Origin of the sequence: Galbibacter marinus (assembly GCF_000300875.1) — a bacterium.
GTDB classification, from domain to species: Bacteria; Bacteroidota; Bacteroidia; order Flavobacteriales; family Flavobacteriaceae; genus Galbibacter; species Galbibacter marinus.
Map to the genome: position 1 here is coordinate 24,400 of NZ_AMSG01000020.1, position 22,002 is coordinate 46,401.

Consider the following 22,002-nt stretch of genomic DNA (forward strand, 5'->3'; position numbering starts at 1 on the left):
ATTTTGTATAAAATGGAAAAATCGACAATTTCATTAGTATCCTAAGAATATCCACCCCGTGGTTGCTTTTGTATTATTTCCTAAATCTAAAATGTAAAAATAAACTCCTGCTGGTAAGGGATCACTTTTATTAAGGGTCCAATTTGAATTACTGTATCCCCTCCAACTATTATCGTAGCCTTGTTTTGAGTATACCAAAGATCCATCTTTATCATAGACCTTTAATATATTATTCGGATACTGTTCTATACAGCGAATGACAAAGGTATCATTATTTCCATCATTATTAGGTGTGAAGATCTCAAAAACCTTTACGCATGTTGCCTCTACTGATGCGCTTGATACATTATTACTGGCTTTAAAATCCTCTGGCTCTGAATGTATCAACTCTGCCGTGTTTTGATAAACCTGACCCTCCACAAGGCGGGCTCGAAGTTTTAGCTGCTCACTAGCCTCTGGGGCTAACTCTACGATTTCCCATAAACCAGATACACTACTATAGCGACCAGAAGTCAACTGATGATCCTCATAGAGGTATCCGTCTGGAAGCTGTTCTTTAATAACGAGATTCTCGCCCTTTACTTTTGAATTGTTGCTAACAATTATGGTAAAGTTTACTTGAGTATCCATGGCAGCTTCTACCGCATCAACGCTTTTATCAATAGCGATATCCAGACAAGCATCCATAATGATTTGTACGGAATAATTTAAGCCAGTTGACATACTCTTTGCATAATATGTTACACCATCTATTAGTGGCGCATCAGCTGACAGGCTGTTTTGCCCTCCCTTGTCCGAGAACCAAATCAAATCATCCACGCCGATATCAATATCTAAAACAGTGGGAGTTGATAGCTCACAGAAATGCTCGATACTATGCTCAGTGTCTGTAGCTCGAAAGATTACCTCAACAAGGTTGGATTGCACCGAGGCACATTGAAAATCATTATATGCAATGGCGCTATATATCCCTGGCTCTGTAACCATATAATAGGAATCTGTAGCATGGTCAATAATTTGATCATCTTGTAACCAAACATAACTGGTGGCTCCTTCTGAGAAGACATTTAAACGTACAGATTCTCCAGGGTTTACTTGAACTTGTTGCATGTTGGATTGCCCATAAACATCCCCGACAACCGCAACAAAGACCATCATAAACCCCAGAGCTATTCTGAGATAATTATAAAAACAATTGCCCTGCATACTCCTTTAATGTAAAGACTCATAAAACCTATAGGCAACTAAGTACCCTCCTCATTCAAGTTTAATACTAGGCTAAGTTTATTCTGTAGCGGAACCTATAGTAATGGTAGGTGCACCAGGTATTGGAGTAACTACTACTTCTAATGGGTTTCCAGTTTCATCGTCAACTGCATCGGTAAATACCACGTATTCTCTGGTTCCATCATCTGCTTTTACGGCATAGGTAACTTCGACATAAAATGTATAGGTTCCCTCCTCAGCAAGAGTAACATCATAGGTTGCAGTGTCCCCAAGATCAATTGGATTAGCCGTACCTCCATCTAAATTGGCATACCAATTATAATTAACTGTAAAATCACTTCCAGCTGGATTAGTATAACCATTTGAATTACCTGTGTAGTCTGCTGTAATATTATCTACTGACAACTGGATTGGAGTTGCTGGAATATCATCCACACAATATCCTGCTGGATTTCCATTGAGTGCCGCTGCGGAGGTCACCTCAAGCTCAGGCAATACAAATAAAATGATATCCTCATACTGGCTAGATTGACAAGTTACCGTTCCATCACCATTATCCACCAAACCATAAACTCTGTATTTATGATATCCTGGAGCTAACCCAGTAGCAGTTAGATTTATCGTAGTTTCACCAGTGATAAGAGTTTCGGTTCCATCAAAAGAGACCGTATTCCACTCATAAGAAGAAAATGTATTTCCAGCTCCATCATCTGTAGAAGCATTCAAAGTAATAGAAGGACCGTTTGTGGTAGGATTGTAAAACAACACTGCCTGATCTACAATGGTCACATCAGTTGCATCGCTACTTATAGTTCCTACGTCTAAATCAGCAGGTGTACTAATGGGCGAAGTAAAGGTTGGGGCTTGCGCGCTAGCCGGTGCAATTACAAATAATAGCGCGGCCGCTAAAAGACTGAATAAGATGGTACTTGTTCTCATAATGATAGATTTTGAATTTATTGAGTTTATTTAATTTTCATTGACGTTTAAATCAATTTCTGGGTATCCCGGTTTGGGATAGATCACAATGTCAAATGCTGTTCTAGAAGAGGTAAACGCTGTACCTCCTTCCACAGCTTCTAAATAATAAGTTCCAGTAGTCAAATCTTCCTCTGGAATTGAAAGTACATCCGTGGTACCACTATAGATAAGATTACCTTCGGTAAGAGCGTCATAAACTCTATAAGTATAACCTGACTGGAAATTAGAAATACTAATCAAAGCGGACTCACCTTGACATACATATACTGTAGTAAATTCCACGGTAGGTGGTGTGATAAAAAAGGCGTAGAACAATTCCGCAAAAGGACCTATACCAATAAGAGCGCTTAATCTAATTTGCACTCCATCAGTAGGAACGCTAGTAGCTGGTATTGGAACAATAACTTCCCCAGAGTCCTCAGCTTCATCCAACCCTAATAGTCCTAACAATGTTGAACCAGTATATATGTCTCCCTCAGTCTGATTCAATCCACCATCAGTACGTTGAACATTAAAAACATTGGAAAGACCTAGAAGCGCTCCTCCGTACCTAAACCTTATCATTATTGGAGCAGTTGGCTCTGGCTTAAGTGTACCTGTAAATTGTAAGTTTTGCCTGGCAGTCCCAATAGAACCTATTAATCCTACGTTTACTTGTAATCTCGAATAATTAGTTAGATCAGGATCTGAAGCAAAACTTGGATTAATTACATTTGCTAATAATATGGTATAGCTGTCTTCTTCAAAATTCGCATACACCCTCTGGCTATAAGTAGTTTGAATACTTACAGCAAAAATTGAAACAATAATTAAAGCAAGACAAACTGACTTCATCTTTTAAAAAGGTTTTAAGGGAGGTTTCAAAATGCACTGCGGTTTTCCTAATAAAAGGTTGCCTTCCGTAATAGGTATTGTTTAGGTTAACCATACTACTGAAAGACAACCAATTACTCTCAAAAAATGATATGAGGTAACAAAAACTACATTACATAATAGAAGCGCATATCGCTTATTTTTTAATTTTCATCATTTAAGAATTCTCTAATTAGTTTATTCTTGAATAATGATAAAATTCGATCTCCTGTTTAATGCATGATCTCCATCGCTACATTTGACCCCGTTAGAGCATTTGTTAAGAAGTCTTTTTTCTCCAAAACCTCTCGCGCCTTCTATTCTTGATCTATCAACCCCATTGGCAATCAGATAACGTTTGGTGTTCTCTGCCCTTGCATTGGAAAGACTTAGATTATAGTCATCCGATCCCCTACTATCTGTATGAGACTCTATGAGAATTCTCATCTCTGGAAATTCCTTTAAGACGTAGAACACCTTTTCTAAAGCTAATTCAGCCTTAGGGGTAATATCGGACTTGTCGTATTCAAAATAAATAGGATCAACATCGATCTTTAATAGATCACCTTCTTTGACCGTTAAGCTCTCAAGAGAGGTCAGATAAACATTGTTATCTGTTAATTCTTTATCGGGCTGATCATTAGTTTTTGCCAATAGCGTTTCTGAGGTGTATTGCGGCTTTGAAAAGGTTAATTCGTGCGTTCTTTTAAAAGGCAATCTGAGCTGATAGTAGCCATCCTGGTCACTCTGAGCATTTGTATATACAGTGTCATTTAATATATCTTCCACCACAATGTCGGCAAGAGCAATAGGCTCTTCTGTTTTCTTATCAAGCACCCTACCAGAGAAAAGTTGATATTGCATAGGTTCTTTCCGTTTAAAGAAATAGATATCATCATCTCCTTTTCCTAGACTTCGATTGGATGCAAAATAGCCCGTATTTTCCTTCGGATCTAAAATCATACTAAAATCATCCATATTACTATTCAGTGCAGGTCCCATATTTAAAGGAACCTCAAAAGTAGTATTGGAAGTCATTACACTAGAAAAGACATCGAGTCCACCTAATCCATAATGTGAATCAGAGGAGAAATACAAAACGCTATCGGTGACAAATGGAAACATTTCTCTTCCAGCAGTATTGATCGTCGGACCAAGATTCACGGGATTATCTGCCATCCCATCCTGGAAAATCTCTGCTACATAAATATCGGAAGATCCAAAGCCCCCAGGCATATCAGATACAAAATAAAGATACTTACCATCTGCCGATACCGCGGGGTGCCCACAGGAATAATCACTATCATTAAAAGCTAACGACTCAATATTAGTGATTTGATTTCCGCTGACATAACCCCTTACAATTTCAATATTGGAAACTCCGTCATTGTTTGCTTTAAGATGTTTTTTACTAGAATAGTTTCTAGTGAAATAAACGAATTTGCCATCCCTGCTAAAACTTGGTGTTGCATCGTGAAAATTAGTACGAGTATTTGCCCCAAATTTTTTTGGCTTGCTAAGCTCACCATTTTGCTTATTTCGCTCTGCGATATAAAGGTCTAAAAATGGTTGATTGTTCCACTGATAATAACGGTCCTTTGTAACGGAAGTATCCCTTGAAGAGGTGAATAACAAATAATCACCGTGATAGGCAGGTGCAAAATCTGATTTATTTGTATTGATATCCAAATTGTAGATCTTATACAAAGAATCACTTTCTTTTATCTTATCCAAATGTCGCTTCTGGGTAGCAATTACCTCTAAGCGATCGTAATTATCAGCATAAAACTCCGTAATTAACTTATCCGCTCTATCGTATTTTCTACTAGCTCTGGCGCTTTGAACATATTTGATCAATGTGCTTTCCTTAATATCCCCGTGCTTGAGGTGATAAAGCTCTTCATACCATTTATAGGCTCTTTGATAATCATTGAGATTAAAATAACTATCTCCTAGTCTTTCAAGAGTAATTTCATCAATGGCATCGGCTTCAGCAATAGATTTCTCATACATTGCTGCGGCTTCTTTGAAATGGAAATCTTCAAAGTATTGATCGGCTTTCCAACTACTATTTTGCCCATACAGGCCTAGTTGTATAAATAGAATTAATATTAAAAATTTTCTCATCGTCTTTGGTATTAGAAGAATCTTGGTGATCTTGCACGTGCATCAAACAGTGGCAAAGTGTATTTCAACATGATTTCATGTGAACCGTCATTGTACTTATTGAGTTCCGTAGTGGAGTAATCATAGGCATAGCCCACAAAGAAACTCCTAGATATATGAAACCCTAACAAGGCACTAAGCGCATCGTTAAATCTATAGGATACACCAGCTGTAAATCGTTCTTGTAAAAGCACATTTAAAGACAAGTCTACTGTAATTGGAGCTCCATCATTGTATTTAAGCAAAGTGGATGGCTTGAGTTTAAAATCAGGTGATATATCAAAGACATACCCCCCTAATAAATAGAACTGAGTGGTCTTATCGATCACAAGCTCTTGGTCATTATCAAAGGTTTCTGTCTTTATAAAATTAGGCGTGGAAAGCCCAACATACCAACGATCTCCATATAAATAAGCTCCAGCCCCAATAATTGGCGTAACGTTTGACAAGTTATTATTGAGGATTGGATCATTAGGGTTCGCATAGGAACCCTCAGACCAATCTACATTTAAAATGTCTACTCCAAAATTCATCCCAAATGACAAATTCATTCTGTAAGAAAGCGGAATACTATAGGAAAACACCCCGTTGATATCGAGATCATTAGAAGGTCCAATGTTCTCATTGATCATCGTGAGCCCTACTCCAATTCTTCGACCAGTTCTACCTGCAATTGTCAAAGATTGTGTGGATGGAGCTCCATCTATACCTACCCATTGTGAACGGTGAATAAGTCCAGCCTCTAGTCTATTGTCCGTGACATATCCTGAGTTCAAGCTCAACGGATTGTACATATATTGAGTAAACTGATGTTGTTGCTGTCCCGAAACTAGTTCCACACTAGCGAAAAATGCTAATAACAGTAACAGTGCGTTTGTTGTATATGTGTTTATAATTTTCATGAGTTTATATTTTAATAAGCATTTTTAAATGAATGATTAATACGTTTTTAGTTATTTGGCGATATATAACCATCCAGATTTATCTACTCCTATTTCTCTCACAACAAGTGAGTAATAGTAAACTCCAGCAGGGAGCTCTTTCCCTCTGTTAACTGCACCATTTACATTGGCTATTCCTGTCCAGTCATTTTGATATCCTACAACCTCGTATACCTTATTTCCGTATCGATTAAAGATCTTTAAAACACTGTTAGGATATTGCTCAATGCATTCTATCCTGAAGTAATCATTGTAGCCATCAAAATTCGGCGTGAATTCATTAAACACTTGTAAACAATTTAGCTCTATAGTCACTTCATCGGAATTATTTGAAGTGTCATCCTGAGGTACTGAGCTTCGAATTGAAGCAATGTTAGTATGGTTACCTGTTGGATTAACTTCAACCCAGATTTCCAAGGTTGCTGTTTGGTTTGCAGCAAGTTCCTCTAATTTCCACTGTCCTACTGTTGGCTGATAATTTCCGATGGACGCAGTATGTCTTTGATAGGTGAAACCACTAGTTATTACCTCATCAATAAGTAATTCACTGAATTCCGTTGCCCCACCGTTGCTTACCGTTACAGTAAACTTGATTAAATCACCTACAAGTGGATTCAGTTGATCAGCTACTTTGGTAATACTGATATCAGACACTGGTGGAGTTTCTATGGTTAATTCATCTGTAGTGGCATCCGTTGAAGTGTTACCGCTATCATCTGTTACTTTAACTATAACATCATAAGTACCAATTGGGATTTCATTTCCATCAGGAACTTGAAGAGTCCAAGTACCATCCCCGTTATCGACAAGATTCCCATCGCCTTCTGTATAAACTACCCCATCAACTTCAACAGTTAAATCATCTTCTGAATCGGCTGTTCCAGTAATTTGAGGTGTTGGATCTGGCGTCGCTATTGGGTCCACTGTTGGAGTGGTCGGAGCGCTAGAATCTATAGTTAACTCATCCGTAGTGGTATCCGTTGAAGTATTTCCTGTGTCATTTGTGACCGTGACCACAACATCATAAGTACCAACTGGGATTTCATTTCCATCAGGAACTTGAAGCGTCCAGGTATTATTTCCGTTATCGGTTAGATTACCATCACCTTCCGTGTAAACAACTCCATTAACCTCTACAGTTAAATCATCTTCTGAATCAGCTGTTCCTGTGATTTGTGGTGTTGGATCTGGCGTTGCTATAGGATTCACAGTTGGCGTGTTAGGCGAAGCTGAATTTACTGTCAGCTCGTCGGTGGTAGTATCATTTGCGGTTCCTCCGAACTGATCTATTACCGTTACAATAACATCATAAACACCATCTGGAATTTCATTTCCGTCTGGAACTTGAAGCATCCATGTATTATCTCCATTATCCGTTAGATTACCATCGCCTTCCGTGTATACAACTCCATTTACCTCTACAGTTAAATCATCTTCTGAATCAGCTGTTCCAGTGATATGTGGTGTAGGGTCTGGTGTTGCTATTGTATTCACTGTCGGTGTGTTAGGCGAAGCTGAATTTACCGTCAATTCATCCACTGTATCATCTGTAGATACATTTCCAGCAGTATCCATCGCAGTAGCCGTCACATCGTAAACACCATCTGGAATTTCATTACCCAAAGGCACCTTAAGTGTCCAGGTATTATTCCCATTGTCTGTTAATTCACCATTTCCTTCTGTGTAAACAACTCCATTAACTCCCACAGTTAATTCATCTACTGAATCTGCTGTTCCAGTTATTTCTGGAGTGGGACTATTGGTAACTAAGACATCCACAGTAGGTGCTGTTGGAGCTACTGTATCAATGGTTAATTCATCTGTGGTGACATCGGTAGAAGAACTTCCACCGCCATCAGTAACCGTGGCCACTACATCGTAAATGCCATCTGGAATTTCATTTCCGTCTGGAACTTGGAGTGTCCATCTGTTATCACCGTGATCAGTTAAATTACCATCGCCCTCAGCATAGGTTACCTGATCAACTTCCACAGTTAGATCATCTGCTGAATCTGCTGTTCCTGTTATTTCTGGAGTTGAACTATTACTTATAACTTTATCTACCGTTGGAGTAGTTAGTGCCGCAGGGTCAATGGTTAATTCATTAACCGTGGCATCATTAGAAGTATTACCTGCTACATCAGTGGCTGTAGCAACGACATCATAGACCCCATCTGGAATTTCATTTCCAACAGGAATTTGAAGTGCCCAGGTTCCATCTCCGTTATCCGTTAAACTTCCATCACCTTCTGTGTAGGTCACTCCATTCACTTCGACGGTCAGATCGTCTACTGAATCAGCTGTTCCAGACAGTAGTGGGGTATGATTACTGGTAGTGTGTTGATTGACTGTTGGCACCGTAGGAGCCGTAAGATCAATAGTCAATTCGTCCGTAGTAGTATCATTAGAGGTATTCCCCACAGCGTCTGTTGCCGTTGCAACTACATTGTATATCCCTTCTGGTATAGGATTCCCTGCTGGGATCTGAAGTGTCCAAGTATCATTTCCATTATCTGTTAAATTACCATCCCCTTCAGCATAAACTACCCCATGGACAGCAACTGATAGTTCATCAATTGAACTTGCCGTTCCAGTAATTTCAGGGGTTTGATTATTGGTCACTTGTGCCTCTACCGTTGGTGGGGTTGGTGCTACCGTATCGATGGTTAATTCATCAACGGTGGCATCAATGGAATTATTTCCAGCCATGTCAGTAGCGGTGGCAACCACGTCATAAATACCATCTGGAATTTCATTACCAATAGGCACACGTAGGAACCAAGTATCATCACCATGATCAAAAAGACTTCCATCTCCCTCGGTATAAGTAACTCCATTTACAGCTACAGTTAATGCATCAATGGAATCTGCCGTTCCAGTAATTTCAGGGGTTGTGTCGTTGGTAACTACTGGATTTACAGTAGGTATTGTTGGCCCGACGGTATCAATAGTCAATTCATCTGTGGTAGTATCGGAAGAAGTATTTCCACTTCCATCGGTAGCGGTAGCCACCACATCGTATACCCCGTCTGCTATTTCATTTCCAGAAGGTACTTGTAGTGTCCAAGTATCATCACCATTATCAATTAAATTTCCATCTCCCTCGGTATAAGTAACACCATCTACAGCTACTGTGAGATCATTTTCGGAATCTGCTGTCCCTGTTATTTCAGGGGTTCGATTATTAGTCACCAATTTATCAACTGTTGGCGTGGTAACAGCGTTTTGATCAATTGTTAGCTCATCTACAGTGGTATCAGTAGAAATATTACCTGCTAGATCAGTTGCGGTAGCAACCACATCGTAAACGCCATCAGGAATTTCGTTTCCATCGGGAATTTGGAGCGACCAAGTGTCGTCTGCGTTATCCGTAAGACTTCCATCCCCTTCTGTGTACGTTACACCATTAACCGCTACGGTTAATTCATCTATGGAATCTGCCGTTCCCGTTAACAATGGCGTATTACTATTTGTGATATGCTCGTTTACTGTCGGAACAGTAGGTGCTGTAGTATCGATCCTAAGTTCATCTATTGTATCATCCGAAGATGCGTTACCAGCTATATCTGTCGCCGTCGCTACCACATCATAAATGCCATCTGGAAGCTCATTTCCATCAGGGATTTGTAACAACCAGGTATCATCACCATTATCAATAAGGTTTCCATCACCCTCGGTATACGTTATTCCATTCACCTCTATGGTCAACTCATCCTCTGAATCCGCTGTCCCGGTAATCTCAGGGGTGGTATCCGTAGTAATTTGTTCATCTACAGTTGGTACTGTAGGATTAGTCGTGTCAATAGTAAGTTCATCGAGCGAAGTATCAGATGCAGTATTACCTGCTATATCCGTAGCTACGGCAACCACATCATACACCCCTTCAGGAATTTCATTTCCAACTGGGATTTGTAGCACCCAGGTGCCATCACCATTATCTGTAAGATACCCATCTGATTCAACGTAGGTCACTCCATTAACTTCTACGGTTAATGCATCCTCTGAATCTGCTGTACCAGTTAATTCGGGCGTGGTATCATTGGTGATAAGTTCATCTACCGTAGGAGTCGTTGGATCCGTGGTATCAATGGTGAGTTCATCAACTGTTCCATCAGTAGCGGTGTTTCCAGCAGCGTCAGTCGCGGTGGCCACCACATCGTAAATACCTTCTGGGATTTCATTTCCATCAGGGATTTGAAGTGTCCAAGTATCGTCACCATTGTCAATAACATCTCCACCTACTTCGCTATAGGTTATTCCGTTAACTTCGATGGTTAATTCATCTACCGAGTCTGCTGTACCGGTTAATTCGGGAGTAGTATCATTGGTGACAAGTTCATCTACCGTAGGAGTCGTTGGATCCGTGGTATCAATGGTGAGTTCATCCACGGTAACATCCACAGCAGTGTTTCCAGCGGCGTCAGTCGCGGTAGCCACCACATCGTAAACACCTTCTGGAATTTCATTTCCATCAGGAATTTGAAGTGTCCAGGTATCGTCTCCATTGTCAATAACATCTCCGCCTACTTCGCTATAGGTTATACCGTTAACTTCGATGGTTAATTCATCTACCGAATCTGCTGTACCGGTTAATTCAGGAGTAGTGTCATTGGTGATAAGTTCCTCCACCGTTGGCACTGTCGGCGCATCAAGATCTAATGTATAAGCTAAGGATGTTTCCGCCGTTGAGGTACAGTCACCTCCCACATGTGTAATGACAGCGGTAACAGTTAAGGAAGCATCAGCCTCAAGTCCACTACCTGGAACATCAACAGTAAAAGTGCCACCAGATTGAACAGTAGTGTTATAATTAACCCCGTTGACTGTTACTACCACTGCATCTCCTTCTGCGGCATCCCCTCCAGTTGTTCCCTCAATGATAACTGAACCTTCACTTTCTGTAGCATTAATAATATTATCCTCACCTATACTTGTGATCGCGATTGTAGGATTGTTATCAAGTCCCTCTATGGTTCGAGGATTTACATACGCGCCATAAACTTCCATTTCATTTAACGCAGTAACTACCGCTCCTATTTCTAGTCTAACTTCATCATAATCACCAGTTGTAGTTACTCCAATAAAACTAAAATCTTCTGAACCTGGTTCGTTTATAAGATCTAAATTAATTAGCCCCAACGCTTGGAGTAAAAGCAGACCACCACCTGAAAATGAGTCGACTTGAGTTCCATCCAAATAAGTTGAAACGGTGATCTGATCAAGCAATCCAACCTCAAGGAAATCATTAACATCTCTTACCAGGAATCCAGCTTGGCTACCTGAAGGGAATTCACCGATCGGATTTAGAACAGAAATTGATACAGACTCCCCAACACCAACACCAAGGCTTACAGTTGCAAAATCGGTAATATCTTCTGAAATTACATTTTGAACATTTTCTAAAGAGGTTCCTACTCCACCAACGCCACTGGCTCCGGTTGCTGCACTATTAATTATCACTGGTTGGCCTGGATTGGAAAGAGGAGTAATATCACAGGTAATGGGTGATTCACATAAGGTCTGAAGAATAACTCCATAGATATTTGTAACCCCAAGATCAACATCGGCTATTTGCTCCATCGAAATTTGTACTTCATCAAATGGAGTACTTGCAACAAATCCTATTTGATAACGGCCAGGATCTCCAAAAAGAAGTCCGCTATTAACCGCTAACAAGGCCTCAGAACTACCATCAATAGACTCTTGTTCAACGCCTTCCAAATAAGTTGTCAGTGTAACATTATTGAGTAGATCTAAGCTGAGAATACCGCCAGTTTCTAAATCAAAACCTGTATAGGTATTGGCAGGATACGTATCAAGAGGATTTTGAACAGATAACGATGCTGTTCCCAATACGCCTAAAGCTAAGTCAATGGTTGCGAAATTCGTGTCATCAGCATCAATCACAGCATTAATGTTGGTTACATCACCAACGCCTATTCCGCTAACCCCTGTATTGACACCATTAATAAGTAAAGGGAAGTCTGGTTCTGTAGCCATCACTGGAGTGTTACACGCCAATACGGATGGATCAGCTGGGCAAAACTCTTTTAAGCTAAGACCATATACATTCATACTTCCAAGAGCTACCGCTGATCCAGTAATCTGAACTTCATCAAAAGGTTGGCTTGTGATAAAACCTATTTGACTCCTTTCATTTCCAGAATTTAAAATACTTGTATTAAGTGCTAAAATTCCGCCTGAAGTTCCATCGGCAGTTTCTTGTTCAATTCCATCAAGGTAGGTTGTTATTGTAATAGCATCCAATAATCCAACACTTAGAAGTGAAGTGGATTCGATATCAAAACCTGCAAAGGTTTCTGCATCGTAGTCGGTTACTTCATCTTTGACTGAAAGAGAACCAGACCCTAAAGTAAAATCTAATGTTGCAAAGTTATTAGGATCGCTGTCAATGACATTATTACTTGCAGAACTTCCGTTTATAGCTAGAATACTACCCAAATCTGTATTGTCCTCTGATATACTCATTGGGTAAGCAGGACGCATCATTGAAGTGGTAGTATTACATGCTAAAGCAGGCCCTTCTTCAAAGGAAACTATACTTGCATGGTATATTTCAGCTAATTGAGCTACTCCAACGAGTGTTTGATAAGTGATTCTTATTTCATTGAAATCCCCAGTAGTTATGAATCCTACATCTGCTATGTTGTCTGAAAGCAAACTTGCACTAATTAATCCAGCATCGAAGGTTTGACTTTGAACTGGATTAACTCCGTCCATATAAGTGGTAATTGTAATTTCTAAACCGACATTTAGTCCTAAAAGACCTCCTGTACCTACACGAAATCCAGCCCAGGTTCCTGCAGGATAATCATTTACTGGATCTGCCACACTCAAGGTGGCGTTACAACCTAATAATGCGGCACCGAAGGTTATAGTCCCTGGTTCACCTAAATTATCATCTATAATCCTCTCCTCATTATTAACACCTCCTAGACAAACGGGTATAGTACTAGATACATCATCAACAATATTGACCACCAAATCAGAATATGTATCAGTGGTCCAAGGAGAAAGTTCATTGGGTGGTGCATTACCAATTTGAGCTTGTAGTGTGTTTAGCCCTAACACTAAACTAAAAATACAAGCTAATAGTAATGTAATGGATAGTTTTGGGTCGAAACCCAAATGAATTCTTGAATTATAAGGTAATATACCGGTTAAAGAATTAGTGCCGGGGTCATAAAAATCTAAGGTACGGGGAGCCCTACATGTAGATGGTAGTTTTTGTTTCATCATGCATATATTTGAAAATTGATGTCCAGGGTGACGCAGTTAAATAAACTGAATCACCTAATAATCAGGAGTTAATGATGATTTCTTTAGCTAAACTAAGAGCACACTAATCCTGTTCTACACCATGCAAATGGATAGAGGTCGGTAATATCTATGTAGTGAAGCCTTACTTCAATGCGAGTAGCAAAGAGTTTGATCCATCAATCATAGATGTCTTCCTAAAAAATTGATTGTTATGTAAAACGCGTTTAGGCGTGGAGAAAGTAGTTTTTGACATAGGCTATTAATCTAGTTTATAAATATTTTAATTAAGGTTGTTTAACCGACAACCTAACGTAAACTTGAGGGAAGTTTATAAATCAAAACATATATGTTCTAAATCAAATCGATGTCAAATTCATTTTTGACAAAGATCAACTATAGTATTATGTAGGTCTAAAAAAAGAGGAATGGGGAGAAAATATTATTATTACTTACTCTAAAATCAATGTATGTTGTTTCTCGTTATAATATTTCAAAAAGTTAGTAAATATTTTGCAATATAAAACCTACGCTAAATAGGAAATTAAACTTAACAGTGAGGAAATTTAATTAAAATATTAACAAAAACCAAAAAACATTAAATTAAAATTTTAAAAACCTAATAGTCTAAAGGACAATAACCTGTAAGGTTATAATAAGCGAATTGCCAAAATCCCAAGGTAAAATAAAAAACAAATAATCCACACTAAGTAGTAACTTTTTCACATATGTCACCTAGTATTATGACCGCACTCTGAAGGAGGCTATTAAGATCAATAGCATTTTCAAATCAATCATCTTTAGACACACACCAAAGTCTAACTAGATAAATTCTGACCAAGTAAATATGACAGTAGCCAAATAAATTTTACTTACTAAGTGTAATTCGAAGGATTCTAAAGTAAAATATATTTGAATGTTAATCTTTATTAGTTTCATTAGCCTGCTTGAAACGGTTTTGATGATAACTACTTGAAACGGTTTTGATGATAACTAGAAGATTATTTAAATCAAATAATCGAAAATAAAAATTAAACTTAAAAAAGGCACCCCACATTACGTATTTAATTGCAAGAAATTCATTAATAGCCAATGATTATCATTGATCAAGTTCACAATAATATAATCAACACTAAATACCTTCTCAACTCACCAGTAGTCTAACCTAATATAATTTGTAATGTCGAAGGATTATGAAATTAATACCAATTTAAGAAAAAAACTAGTCTATTCAGTTTTATATTTAATTTAAAGGCTCGCTTATTGATTTTTTAATTTTTCTTAACATTGAATTAGCATTTTATGATAAAAAAATTGGATTATTAACATGAATTTATCATTTTCGCACTAGCTAATTCAAATAAATTTATAAAATGAGAACAAAGTTTAGTGGATTTTTGACGCTATTACTAGCGTTGATTGTGCAATTTACTTTTGCACAAGACAAAACCGTAACAGGGGTGGTTACAGACCAAGATGGTCTTCCGCTTCCTGGAGCGAATGTCCTAGTAAAAGGTACTTCTAATGGTACTCAAACAGACTTTGATGGTAACTATACCATCCAAGCTAACACAGGAGATGTATTAGTATATTCCTTTGTAGGTCAAACAACAGAAGAACGAACTGTTGGTGCTGCAAGCAGCATAAATGTTACCTTGGGATTAGATGCTCAGGCACTCGATGAGGTTGTGGTGACAGCTCTAGGTATTACTAGAGAAGAAAAATCACTTGGTTATTCATCCCAACAATTAGGAAGTGAAAGTATTGCGGATGTCCCAACTACAAACGTGGTGAATTCACTTTCTGGGAAAATTGCTGGAGTAAATATCACTCAATCTTCAGGGGATATAGGATCTTCTTCCCGTATTACTATTCGTGGTATTTCTACAATTTTTGGTAGTTCACAGCCTCTAATTGTAGTAGATGGAATCGTAATGGACAATGGCTCATACACCTATAGTGGTAATACTGGAACAGATGTCCCTAATGGTCTTGCAGACATCAACCCGCAAGATGTGGAATCAATGAACGTATTAAAAGGAGGTGAAGCTACGGCACTCTACGGTATGCGAGGTACTAACGGTGTAATTGTAATTACCACAAAATCTGGTAAAAAGAATCAAGCATTAGGGATCTCAATCAACAGCACTGTATCTTTCTCTAATCCTTACATCTTCCCCGACTATCAAAACTCGTATGGACAGGGATATGATCCAGACAATTTTTTCTTTATTGATGGACGTAATGGAAGTGGAAGTGTTGATGAAAGTTGGGGACCACGCTTAGATGCTGGTTTAGAGTTCGTACAATACGGATCTTATATAGCAAATCCAAATAACCCGCAACCACTGCCATGGGTTTCACACGGAAACAGTGTTAAAGATGATTTCTATCAAACTGGTTTAACTACTGACAACACAGTTTCATTTGCAGGAGGTACTGATTCAGCTTCCTATCGCTTTTCAATGGGATTAACAGATGCTCAAGGTATTGTTTACAATACAAATTTGAGAAAATACAATATTGGGGGTAATGTTGATTTTGACTTAAGTGACAAATGGTCGGTTGGTTTTAATGTTAGATATATCAGAAGTAATTCTGACCAGAGAAATGGAGTTGGCTACGGTGGACCAGCGAATCAAATTGGACAGTTGGTATGGAGTGCTCGTCAGACAGACTGGGGAATATTAAGGGATTGGAGAAATCTTCCAACCATTAACATGGCAAACTCAGGAGATCCAAGAATGGTGCCAATCAACTGGAACACTGCATATAACAACAATCCTTTCTGGGCACTTGATAATAACCTTCACCCATGGGAAAGAAACAGATTTATGGGAGGGGCAAACATTGGTTATAAAATAAGTGATAAGTTTCGTTTAGATATGCAAACAGGTATTGATTATTTCAACGATATCCAAGAAACACAATACCATTTTGGAACTATAGAGAATCTAAATGGATACTATAGAATGACAGAGAGAAATAGATATGAAATTAACTCTCAAGCCCTTTTTACCTATACGGATTCATTTGGCTCAAATGATCAATTTGACCTAAATTTAACTGTGGGTGGTGCTACAATGGTAAGTCACTACAGATTATTTGATGCTGTAGCACAAAATCTTGTGATCAACGGCTTATTCAACATAGCAAACTCGGCACAACCAGCAGAATTAGGTGATGATAGTAGTGAACAAAGAATCAACAGTATATTTACAACTGGATCATTGAGTTATAATAACTATGTGTATTTAAACTTCTCTGGAAGAAATGACTGGGCTAGTGTACTACCTACAGAAAACAACAGTATTTTCTACCCATCAGTTTCATTGAGTGTTTTACCGCATCAAATGTTCGACATTCAGTCAGATGTGTTAAACTTCTTAAAACTAAGAGGGTCATGGGCTCAGACAGGTAGTGCAGGACCGCTTTCACCATACAATGTAAATCCTGCGTATAACCTTGCATCTTCTGGGCTTAATGGACAAACTCCAACTGCTCAGTATCCCAACACTGCGTGGAATTCAGATATTACCGCACAGACAGAAACTGCAATTGAAACAGGTATTGAAACTAGATTATTCAACAACCGTCTTGATTTAAGCCTCACCTATTATCATAGAGAAGCTGAAGATGTTATCATGCCTTTAGATGTTTCTACTTCATCTGGTTTCAGATCAGTATGGAAGAATGCTGCTACTATTACTAATAAAGGTTTTGAAGTAGTAGCTGGAATTGATGTCCTAAGAAATCCCGATGGATTTAACTTAGGATTGGATATTAACTTTGCTAAAAATGACAACCTAGTGTCAGACATTGAAGGTAATGGTGTAATTAATCTAGACGGAGGTAATTTATGGAATGTTTATACCCAAGCACGAAATGGAGAGTCTATTGGAGCCATATATGGTCCATCCTTCGCTAGAGACGAAGCTAGCGGAGAAATTATTTATGATGGTGGATTACCAGTAAGAGGAGAAAATAAAATACTAGGAAATTCTCAGCCTGACTGGGTTGGAGGTCTAGGAATTAACGCTTCTTATAAAGGGTTTCACTTCCGCACATTATTCGACATAAAACAAGGTGGAGAAGTATATTCTCAAACCAATACTTGGGGTATGTTAACTGGTGTGTTAGAACAAACTTTAAAAGGACGGGAATCTGGAATTATTGGTGACGGTGTTATGGCTGACGGAAATGGAGGCTATGTACCTAACAATGTGATAGCACCTAGTGCTCAAGCCTTTTATTCTACTGCATATAGCCAGAACATTGCAGAATCATCCATCTATGATGCATCCTTTGTTAAATGGAGAGAACTTTCTGTAGGTTATACCCTTCCAGGGCATTTATTTAGCGATATGGGTATCCAATCTATTGATTTAGGGGTTAACATTAGAAACCTAGCAATACTTCACAAAAAAGCTCCCCACATTGATCCAGAAACCGCATTCGGGGTTGGTGTTGGACAACAAGGGTTGGAGTACGCACAAACTCCATCAACTCGCACGATTGGTGTTAGTCTAAATGTTAAATTCTAAAGAAAACAAATGATGAAAAAAATATTTAAAACACTTCCTTTTATGGCTATTTTGGGTGGAATGATTTTCGCCACTAGCTGTGATAGCGATTTCGAAGAAATAAATACAGATCCTGATAGACCAACCGTCATCTCTGAAGACCTACAACTTGGAGCAATAGAGCGTACGTTAATAAATAGACGATACGATTACTTCTTAGCAAACGAAGCGGCTTCGAACTGGGTACAACACACATCCCAGCCTGTATATAACGATGCTGATAGATACTTCCCTCGTACAGGTTCGATTGACAACCTCTGGATCGATCTATATATAAATGTTATAGCTGATGCTGATGAAATGTACAGATTGGCTGAAGAAGCTGGCAACCCAGCTATCCAAGGTACAGCTTTAACTCTTAAGGCAGTTGCTTATCAAACATTGACAGATGTATTTGGAAACATCCCGTTTAGCGAAGCTAACAAGGGGCTTAGTGATGGGAACTACAATCCTAAATACGACAGTCAGCGTGACGTATATGCTGGAATATTTGAGCTTTTGGATGAAGCTATTGCCAAGTTCAACGCAGGTGGAACTATTAATAGTGACCAAGACTTAATTTATGGTGGAAACATATCTAAATGGATTAAATTCGCCACTTCAGTTAAATTCAGAGCTATGATGAGAGTATCAGATACTGATTTATTTAGTGCTTCTGCGATACAATCCATGATTGCTTCAGGAAATCTTATTACAAGTGTAACAGATAATGCTTTTATTTCCTATACAGGAGAAAGTTCACCTAATATCAACCCAGTCTATGGAATTGCTCTTAATAGCCGCCAAGAAGAATGGTGTGTTGGAGAATCCTTAGTTGAGTTCATGAAAGCGGAAAGTGATCCAAGATTAGAAGTATACGCGGAACCAAATCCAGACGGGGAATACATCGGAAAACCTGCAGGTTATCTGAATCCTGAAACTTCAGGATTCCCTAGAGCATACGTTTCTAATATAGGTGACCATTACATGGCTAGTGACGCTGAACTCTACTTTATCAATGCAGTCCAAGTAAACTTATTGATTGCTGAGGCAATTGAAAGGTTTGGAGCTAGTGGTGATGCTGCTACTTATTTCCAAGCTGGAATCGATGCTTCATTGGAGCAAAACGGATTAGAGCCAGGTGATTATACTCCAACGTATAATGGCCTACAGTCTATTGGTGAACAACTTTGGGTTGGTACATTCATGCAAGGTTATGAATCTTATGCAGAATGGCGTAGAACTGACATTCCAGCGAATTTACCTTTAGCTATTGACCCACAACCTGGCGTTGGTAGCATTCCTACAAGATTCACTTATCCTAACGATGAAGTAGCATTAAATGGTGAAAATGTGGAAGCTGCAATTGCTGAGCAAGGCGAAGACAAGCTAACAACCAAGATTTGGTGGGATAAAAACTAATAACATACTCTAGGTTTAAATTAAAATAAACTAAAATGAAAAAAATAAATATACTCTTAGCTTCACTTTTCATTGCTTCCTTTACAACAAGTTGTGATAAAGATGGTGAAGAGCATCCAATCTTCGAGAATAGGGTAATTGCTGGAGTGGAAATATCCATCGAAGGCGAGGGCGCAATCCAAGGTGTTCCATTAAATCCAGAGGATCTTGCCAATTCTCCTGTAGATTTCACTGTAAGCACACTAGAGATGCACGTAGATAAGGCTTCTGTAGAAGACGAAAGTCTTATATCAAATTTTGAATTAGTTAAACAATTTAATGGTGGTGAAGAAACTTCAGTTGCAACTTATGAAAGTTTACCATTTGATGTTAGCTTAACTGAATTAAGTCAGTTTACAGAAGGTACTGGTATAAGTGCAGATGATTTAAAAATCGGTGACATATTCAAATTTGCAGTTAAGGTACATCACGCTAACGGGAAGTCTTACATATACAACAACCATGCTTTTAATGTTCAGGTAAACTGTTTTGCTGATTTATCTGGGACTTACACGGTAACAAATTCATATTGCGGTGCAGGATCAACAGGCACAATTCCATCAGTTAAAATAACAAAAACTCCAGATGGAAATTGGAATCTAGAAACTGCAGATGGAGGTTTGTTACAGTACTGTACTCAAAATACAACCCTTACAAATGCAGGTACAATTTCTGTAGTTTGTGGTGAAGTATCTGGTACTACTGATTTCTGTGGAAGTAATGGTATTGGTTGTATTGTTGGAGGATCCTGGGATCAAGAAACAGGTGTACTAACTTTAGAATTAGACGACACTTTCTTCGGTATTGGGGGTTACACTGCCACATATACAAGACAGTAGTAATAATTATAACCAACTTATATTAAACCACCTCAATTCGAGGTGGTTTTTTTATGTACCTTTACCCCATGGAAGACAAGTATCAAATTTTTGGAATAAGAGCCGTTATTGAGGCTATTCAATCAGGAAAGACCATTGATAAAGTTTTTATTCAAAAAGGACTGCAGGGCAATTTATTTCAGCAGCTTAATTCCCTTTTAAAACTACATGAGATCGGCAGTTCTTATGTTCCTATTGAAAAACTTAACCGCTTAACTAAAAACAATCATCAAGGAGTAGTTGCCAATATTTCGCCAATCGAGTTTTACGATTTGGATGATCTGGTTAATCAAACCCTTGAATCCGATGTCACTCCCCTATTCCTTTTACTTGATCAATTGTCTGATGTGCGTAATTTTGGCGCCATTATTCGTACCGCAGAGTGCTGTGGAGTTCATGGAATAATAATCCAAAGAAAAGGAAGCGCTTCAGTGACAGCAGATACCGTTAAAACCTCTGCTGGCGCGGTATTTAGAGTTCCTATATGTAAAATTGACCATATTAAAGATGCCGTTTTCCACATGCAAGCTAGCGGAATTCAGGTAGTAGCAGCAACAGAAAAAACGGATAATGACATCTACAGCGTAGATTTAACGACGCCGACAGCAATAGTTATGGGTTCGGAAGATGTGGGTATCGCCCCATCAGTATTAAAAGCAGTTGACCAAAAGGCTAAATTACCCCTTCTTGGAGAAATTGGTTCTTTAAATGTTTCGGTTGCTTGTGGTGTATTCCTATATGAAACTCTAAGACAACGCATGTCTTAAGACTCTTTACCAATATTTTTTAATTAAGAGCCGCGCTTATCCGTGGAGCTAGGTTTATAGTGATATATGATCTTAAACTCATCTGACCTTCCTTGGGTATTTTTGGGTGATTGTTCTATTTCCTCTGGGGTATCCATTTCTTTCTCCTCAAGAGTTTGTAACTCACTATAGGGTATAAAATTTCCATTCTCATCAAACTGCCTAAGAAAAGGGTCATTTGATTCATTATAGTCTTCATTTTCCCAAGTATATTTCTCCTTAGGTAATACAGCAGATCTAAAATAAATCGCCAAAAGAAGTCCAGATATAAAACCAGATAAATGACCTTCCCAGGATATTCTATCTTCGATAGGAAACATATACCAAAACATACTTCCATAGGCAAATACTACAACAAGGGATAGGGCTATCAATCTCCGATTACCTGCAAAAACCCCTTTAAAGAACAGAAAACTTACTAGGACATAAATTATTCCACTTGCACCGATATGATACGAAGAACGTCCTATGACCCAGGTTAAAAAACCACTAAATAAGACACCATAAAGTAGCACCTTCCAACTAATTTTTTCATAAAAATAAAAAAGTGCTGCGCTGAGAATCATTAAAGGCAGCGTATTGCTATAAAGATGGTCTACCGTACTATGAATAAATGGACTAAAAAGAACCCCTCTTAAGCCTAAAAGTGTTCTAGGATAAACTCCCCATTTGTTGAAGTCGTAGCCAAAGGTCAACTCAAACCAATAAACACTCCAGATCAAGATCCCGAATAGCATTGGGAAAATGAGTACATTAAGGGAAAGTTTAAAAGGTTCATATCTATCCATAAAATGCTACTGTTCAAAAACAAGTCCAATTTAAAAATACTGATAATTTGTCAGAAACCGAC

The 22,002-nt window shown here is 38.5% G+C and carries 11 protein-coding genes; 4 read left to right on the forward strand and 7 right to left on the reverse strand.

What is annotated here, in order from left to right:
* Positions 1-33: 33 nt before the first annotated feature.
* The 6 genes from I215_RS12210 to I215_RS12235 form a co-directional block, all read right to left on the reverse strand.
* Complete coding sequence (locus tag I215_RS12210; RefSeq protein ID WP_008992283.1) at positions 34-1,206, reverse strand: T9SS C-terminal target domain-containing protein; 1,173 nt, start codon at positions 1,204-1,206, stop codon at positions 34-36.
* A 78-nt stretch (positions 1,207-1,284) separates the two neighbouring features.
* Positions 1,285-2,166 (reverse strand): hypothetical protein, encoded by an 882-nt coding sequence (locus I215_RS12215; protein WP_008992284.1) that lies wholly within the window; start codon positions 2,164-2,166, stop codon positions 1,285-1,287.
* Between the two features lie 30 nt (positions 2,167-2,196).
* The gene (locus I215_RS12220) at positions 2,197-3,042 is read right to left on the reverse strand and encodes an immunoglobulin domain-containing protein (protein WP_008992285.1); all 846 of its coding nucleotides are present in this window, start codon (positions 3,040-3,042) and stop codon (positions 2,197-2,199) included.
* Positions 3,043-3,258: 216 nt separating this feature from the next.
* Positions 3,259-5,187 (reverse strand): OmpA family protein, encoded by a 1,929-nt coding sequence (locus I215_RS12225; protein ID WP_008992286.1) that lies wholly within the window; start codon positions 5,185-5,187, stop codon positions 3,259-3,261.
* Positions 5,188-5,198: 11 nt separating this feature from the next.
* Positions 5,199-6,128 carry a PorP/SprF family type IX secretion system membrane protein gene (locus I215_RS12230; RefSeq protein WP_008992287.1) on the reverse strand — a complete coding sequence of 310 codons (930 nt, stop codon included), beginning with the start codon at positions 6,126-6,128 and terminating at the stop codon, positions 5,199-5,201.
* 51 nt (positions 6,129-6,179) lie between these two features.
* Positions 6,180-13,427 (reverse strand): Ig-like domain-containing protein, encoded by a 7,248-nt coding sequence (locus I215_RS12235; RefSeq protein WP_083852507.1) that lies wholly within the window; start codon positions 13,425-13,427, stop codon positions 6,180-6,182.
* 1,391 nt (positions 13,428-14,818) lie between these two features.
* Between I215_RS12235 and I215_RS12240 the strand changes: the two genes are divergently transcribed.
* The 4 genes from I215_RS12240 to rlmB all read left to right on the forward strand — a co-directional run bounded on the left by I215_RS12240 (position 14,819) and on the right by rlmB (position 21,113).
* The gene (locus tag I215_RS12240) at positions 14,819-17,989 is read left to right on the forward strand and encodes a SusC/RagA family TonB-linked outer membrane protein (RefSeq protein ID WP_008992289.1); all 3,171 of its coding nucleotides are present in this window, start codon (positions 14,819-14,821) and stop codon (positions 17,987-17,989) included.
* Positions 17,990-17,998: 9 nt separating this feature from the next.
* The gene (locus I215_RS12245) at positions 17,999-19,429 is read left to right on the forward strand and encodes a SusD/RagB family nutrient-binding outer membrane lipoprotein (RefSeq protein WP_237738961.1); all 1,431 of its coding nucleotides are present in this window, start codon (positions 17,999-18,001) and stop codon (positions 19,427-19,429) included.
* 35 nt (positions 19,430-19,464) lie between these two features.
* Entirely contained in the window at positions 19,465-20,307 is an 843-nt protein-coding gene (locus I215_RS12250) for a hypothetical protein (RefSeq protein ID WP_008992291.1), read from the forward strand.
* Positions 20,308-20,375: 68 nt separating this feature from the next.
* Positions 20,376-21,113 (forward strand): 23S rRNA (guanosine(2251)-2'-O)-methyltransferase RlmB, encoded by a 738-nt coding sequence (gene rlmB, locus I215_RS12255; protein WP_008992292.1) that lies wholly within the window; start codon positions 20,376-20,378, stop codon positions 21,111-21,113.
* A gap of 23 nt (positions 21,114-21,136) precedes the next feature.
* Here the strand turns inward: rlmB and I215_RS12260 are convergent, their stop codons facing one another.
* On the reverse strand, positions 21,137-21,940 hold the full coding sequence (locus I215_RS12260) for a rhomboid family intramembrane serine protease (protein WP_008992293.1): 804 nt from the start codon (positions 21,938-21,940) through the stop codon (positions 21,137-21,139).
* Positions 21,941-22,002 lie beyond the last annotated feature (62 nt).

Excerpts from the sequence above, each read along its gene's own strand:
- I215_RS12210 (WP_008992283.1), bottom strand. The coding sequence starts at position 1,206 with ATGCAGGGCAATTGTTTTTATAATTATCTCAGAATAGCTCTGGGGTTT.
- I215_RS12215 (WP_008992284.1), bottom strand. The coding sequence starts at position 2,166 with ATGAGAACAAGTACCATCTTATTCAGTCTTTTAGCGGCCGCGCTATTA.
- I215_RS12220 (WP_008992285.1), bottom strand. The coding sequence starts at position 3,042 with ATGAAGTCAGTTTGTCTTGCTTTAATTATTGTTTCAATTTTTGCTGTA.
- I215_RS12225 (WP_008992286.1), bottom strand. The coding sequence starts at position 5,187 with ATGAGAAAATTTTTAATATTAATTCTATTTATACAACTAGGCCTGTAT.
- I215_RS12230 (WP_008992287.1), bottom strand. The coding sequence starts at position 6,128 with ATGAAAATTATAAACACATATACAACAAACGCACTGTTACTGTTATTA.
- I215_RS12235 (WP_083852507.1), bottom strand. The coding sequence starts at position 13,427 with ATGATGAAACAAAAACTACCATCTACATGTAGGGCTCCCCGTACCTTA.
- I215_RS12240 (WP_008992289.1), top strand. The coding sequence starts at position 14,819 with ATGAGAACAAAGTTTAGTGGATTTTTGACGCTATTACTAGCGTTGATT.
- I215_RS12245 (WP_237738961.1), top strand. The coding sequence starts at position 17,999 with ATGATGAAAAAAATATTTAAAACACTTCCTTTTATGGCTATTTTGGGT.
- I215_RS12250 (WP_008992291.1), top strand. The coding sequence starts at position 19,465 with ATGAAAAAAATAAATATACTCTTAGCTTCACTTTTCATTGCTTCCTTT.
- rlmB (WP_008992292.1), top strand. The coding sequence starts at position 20,376 with ATGGAAGACAAGTATCAAATTTTTGGAATAAGAGCCGTTATTGAGGCT.
- I215_RS12260 (WP_008992293.1), bottom strand. The coding sequence starts at position 21,940 with ATGGATAGATATGAACCTTTTAAACTTTCCCTTAATGTACTCATTTTC.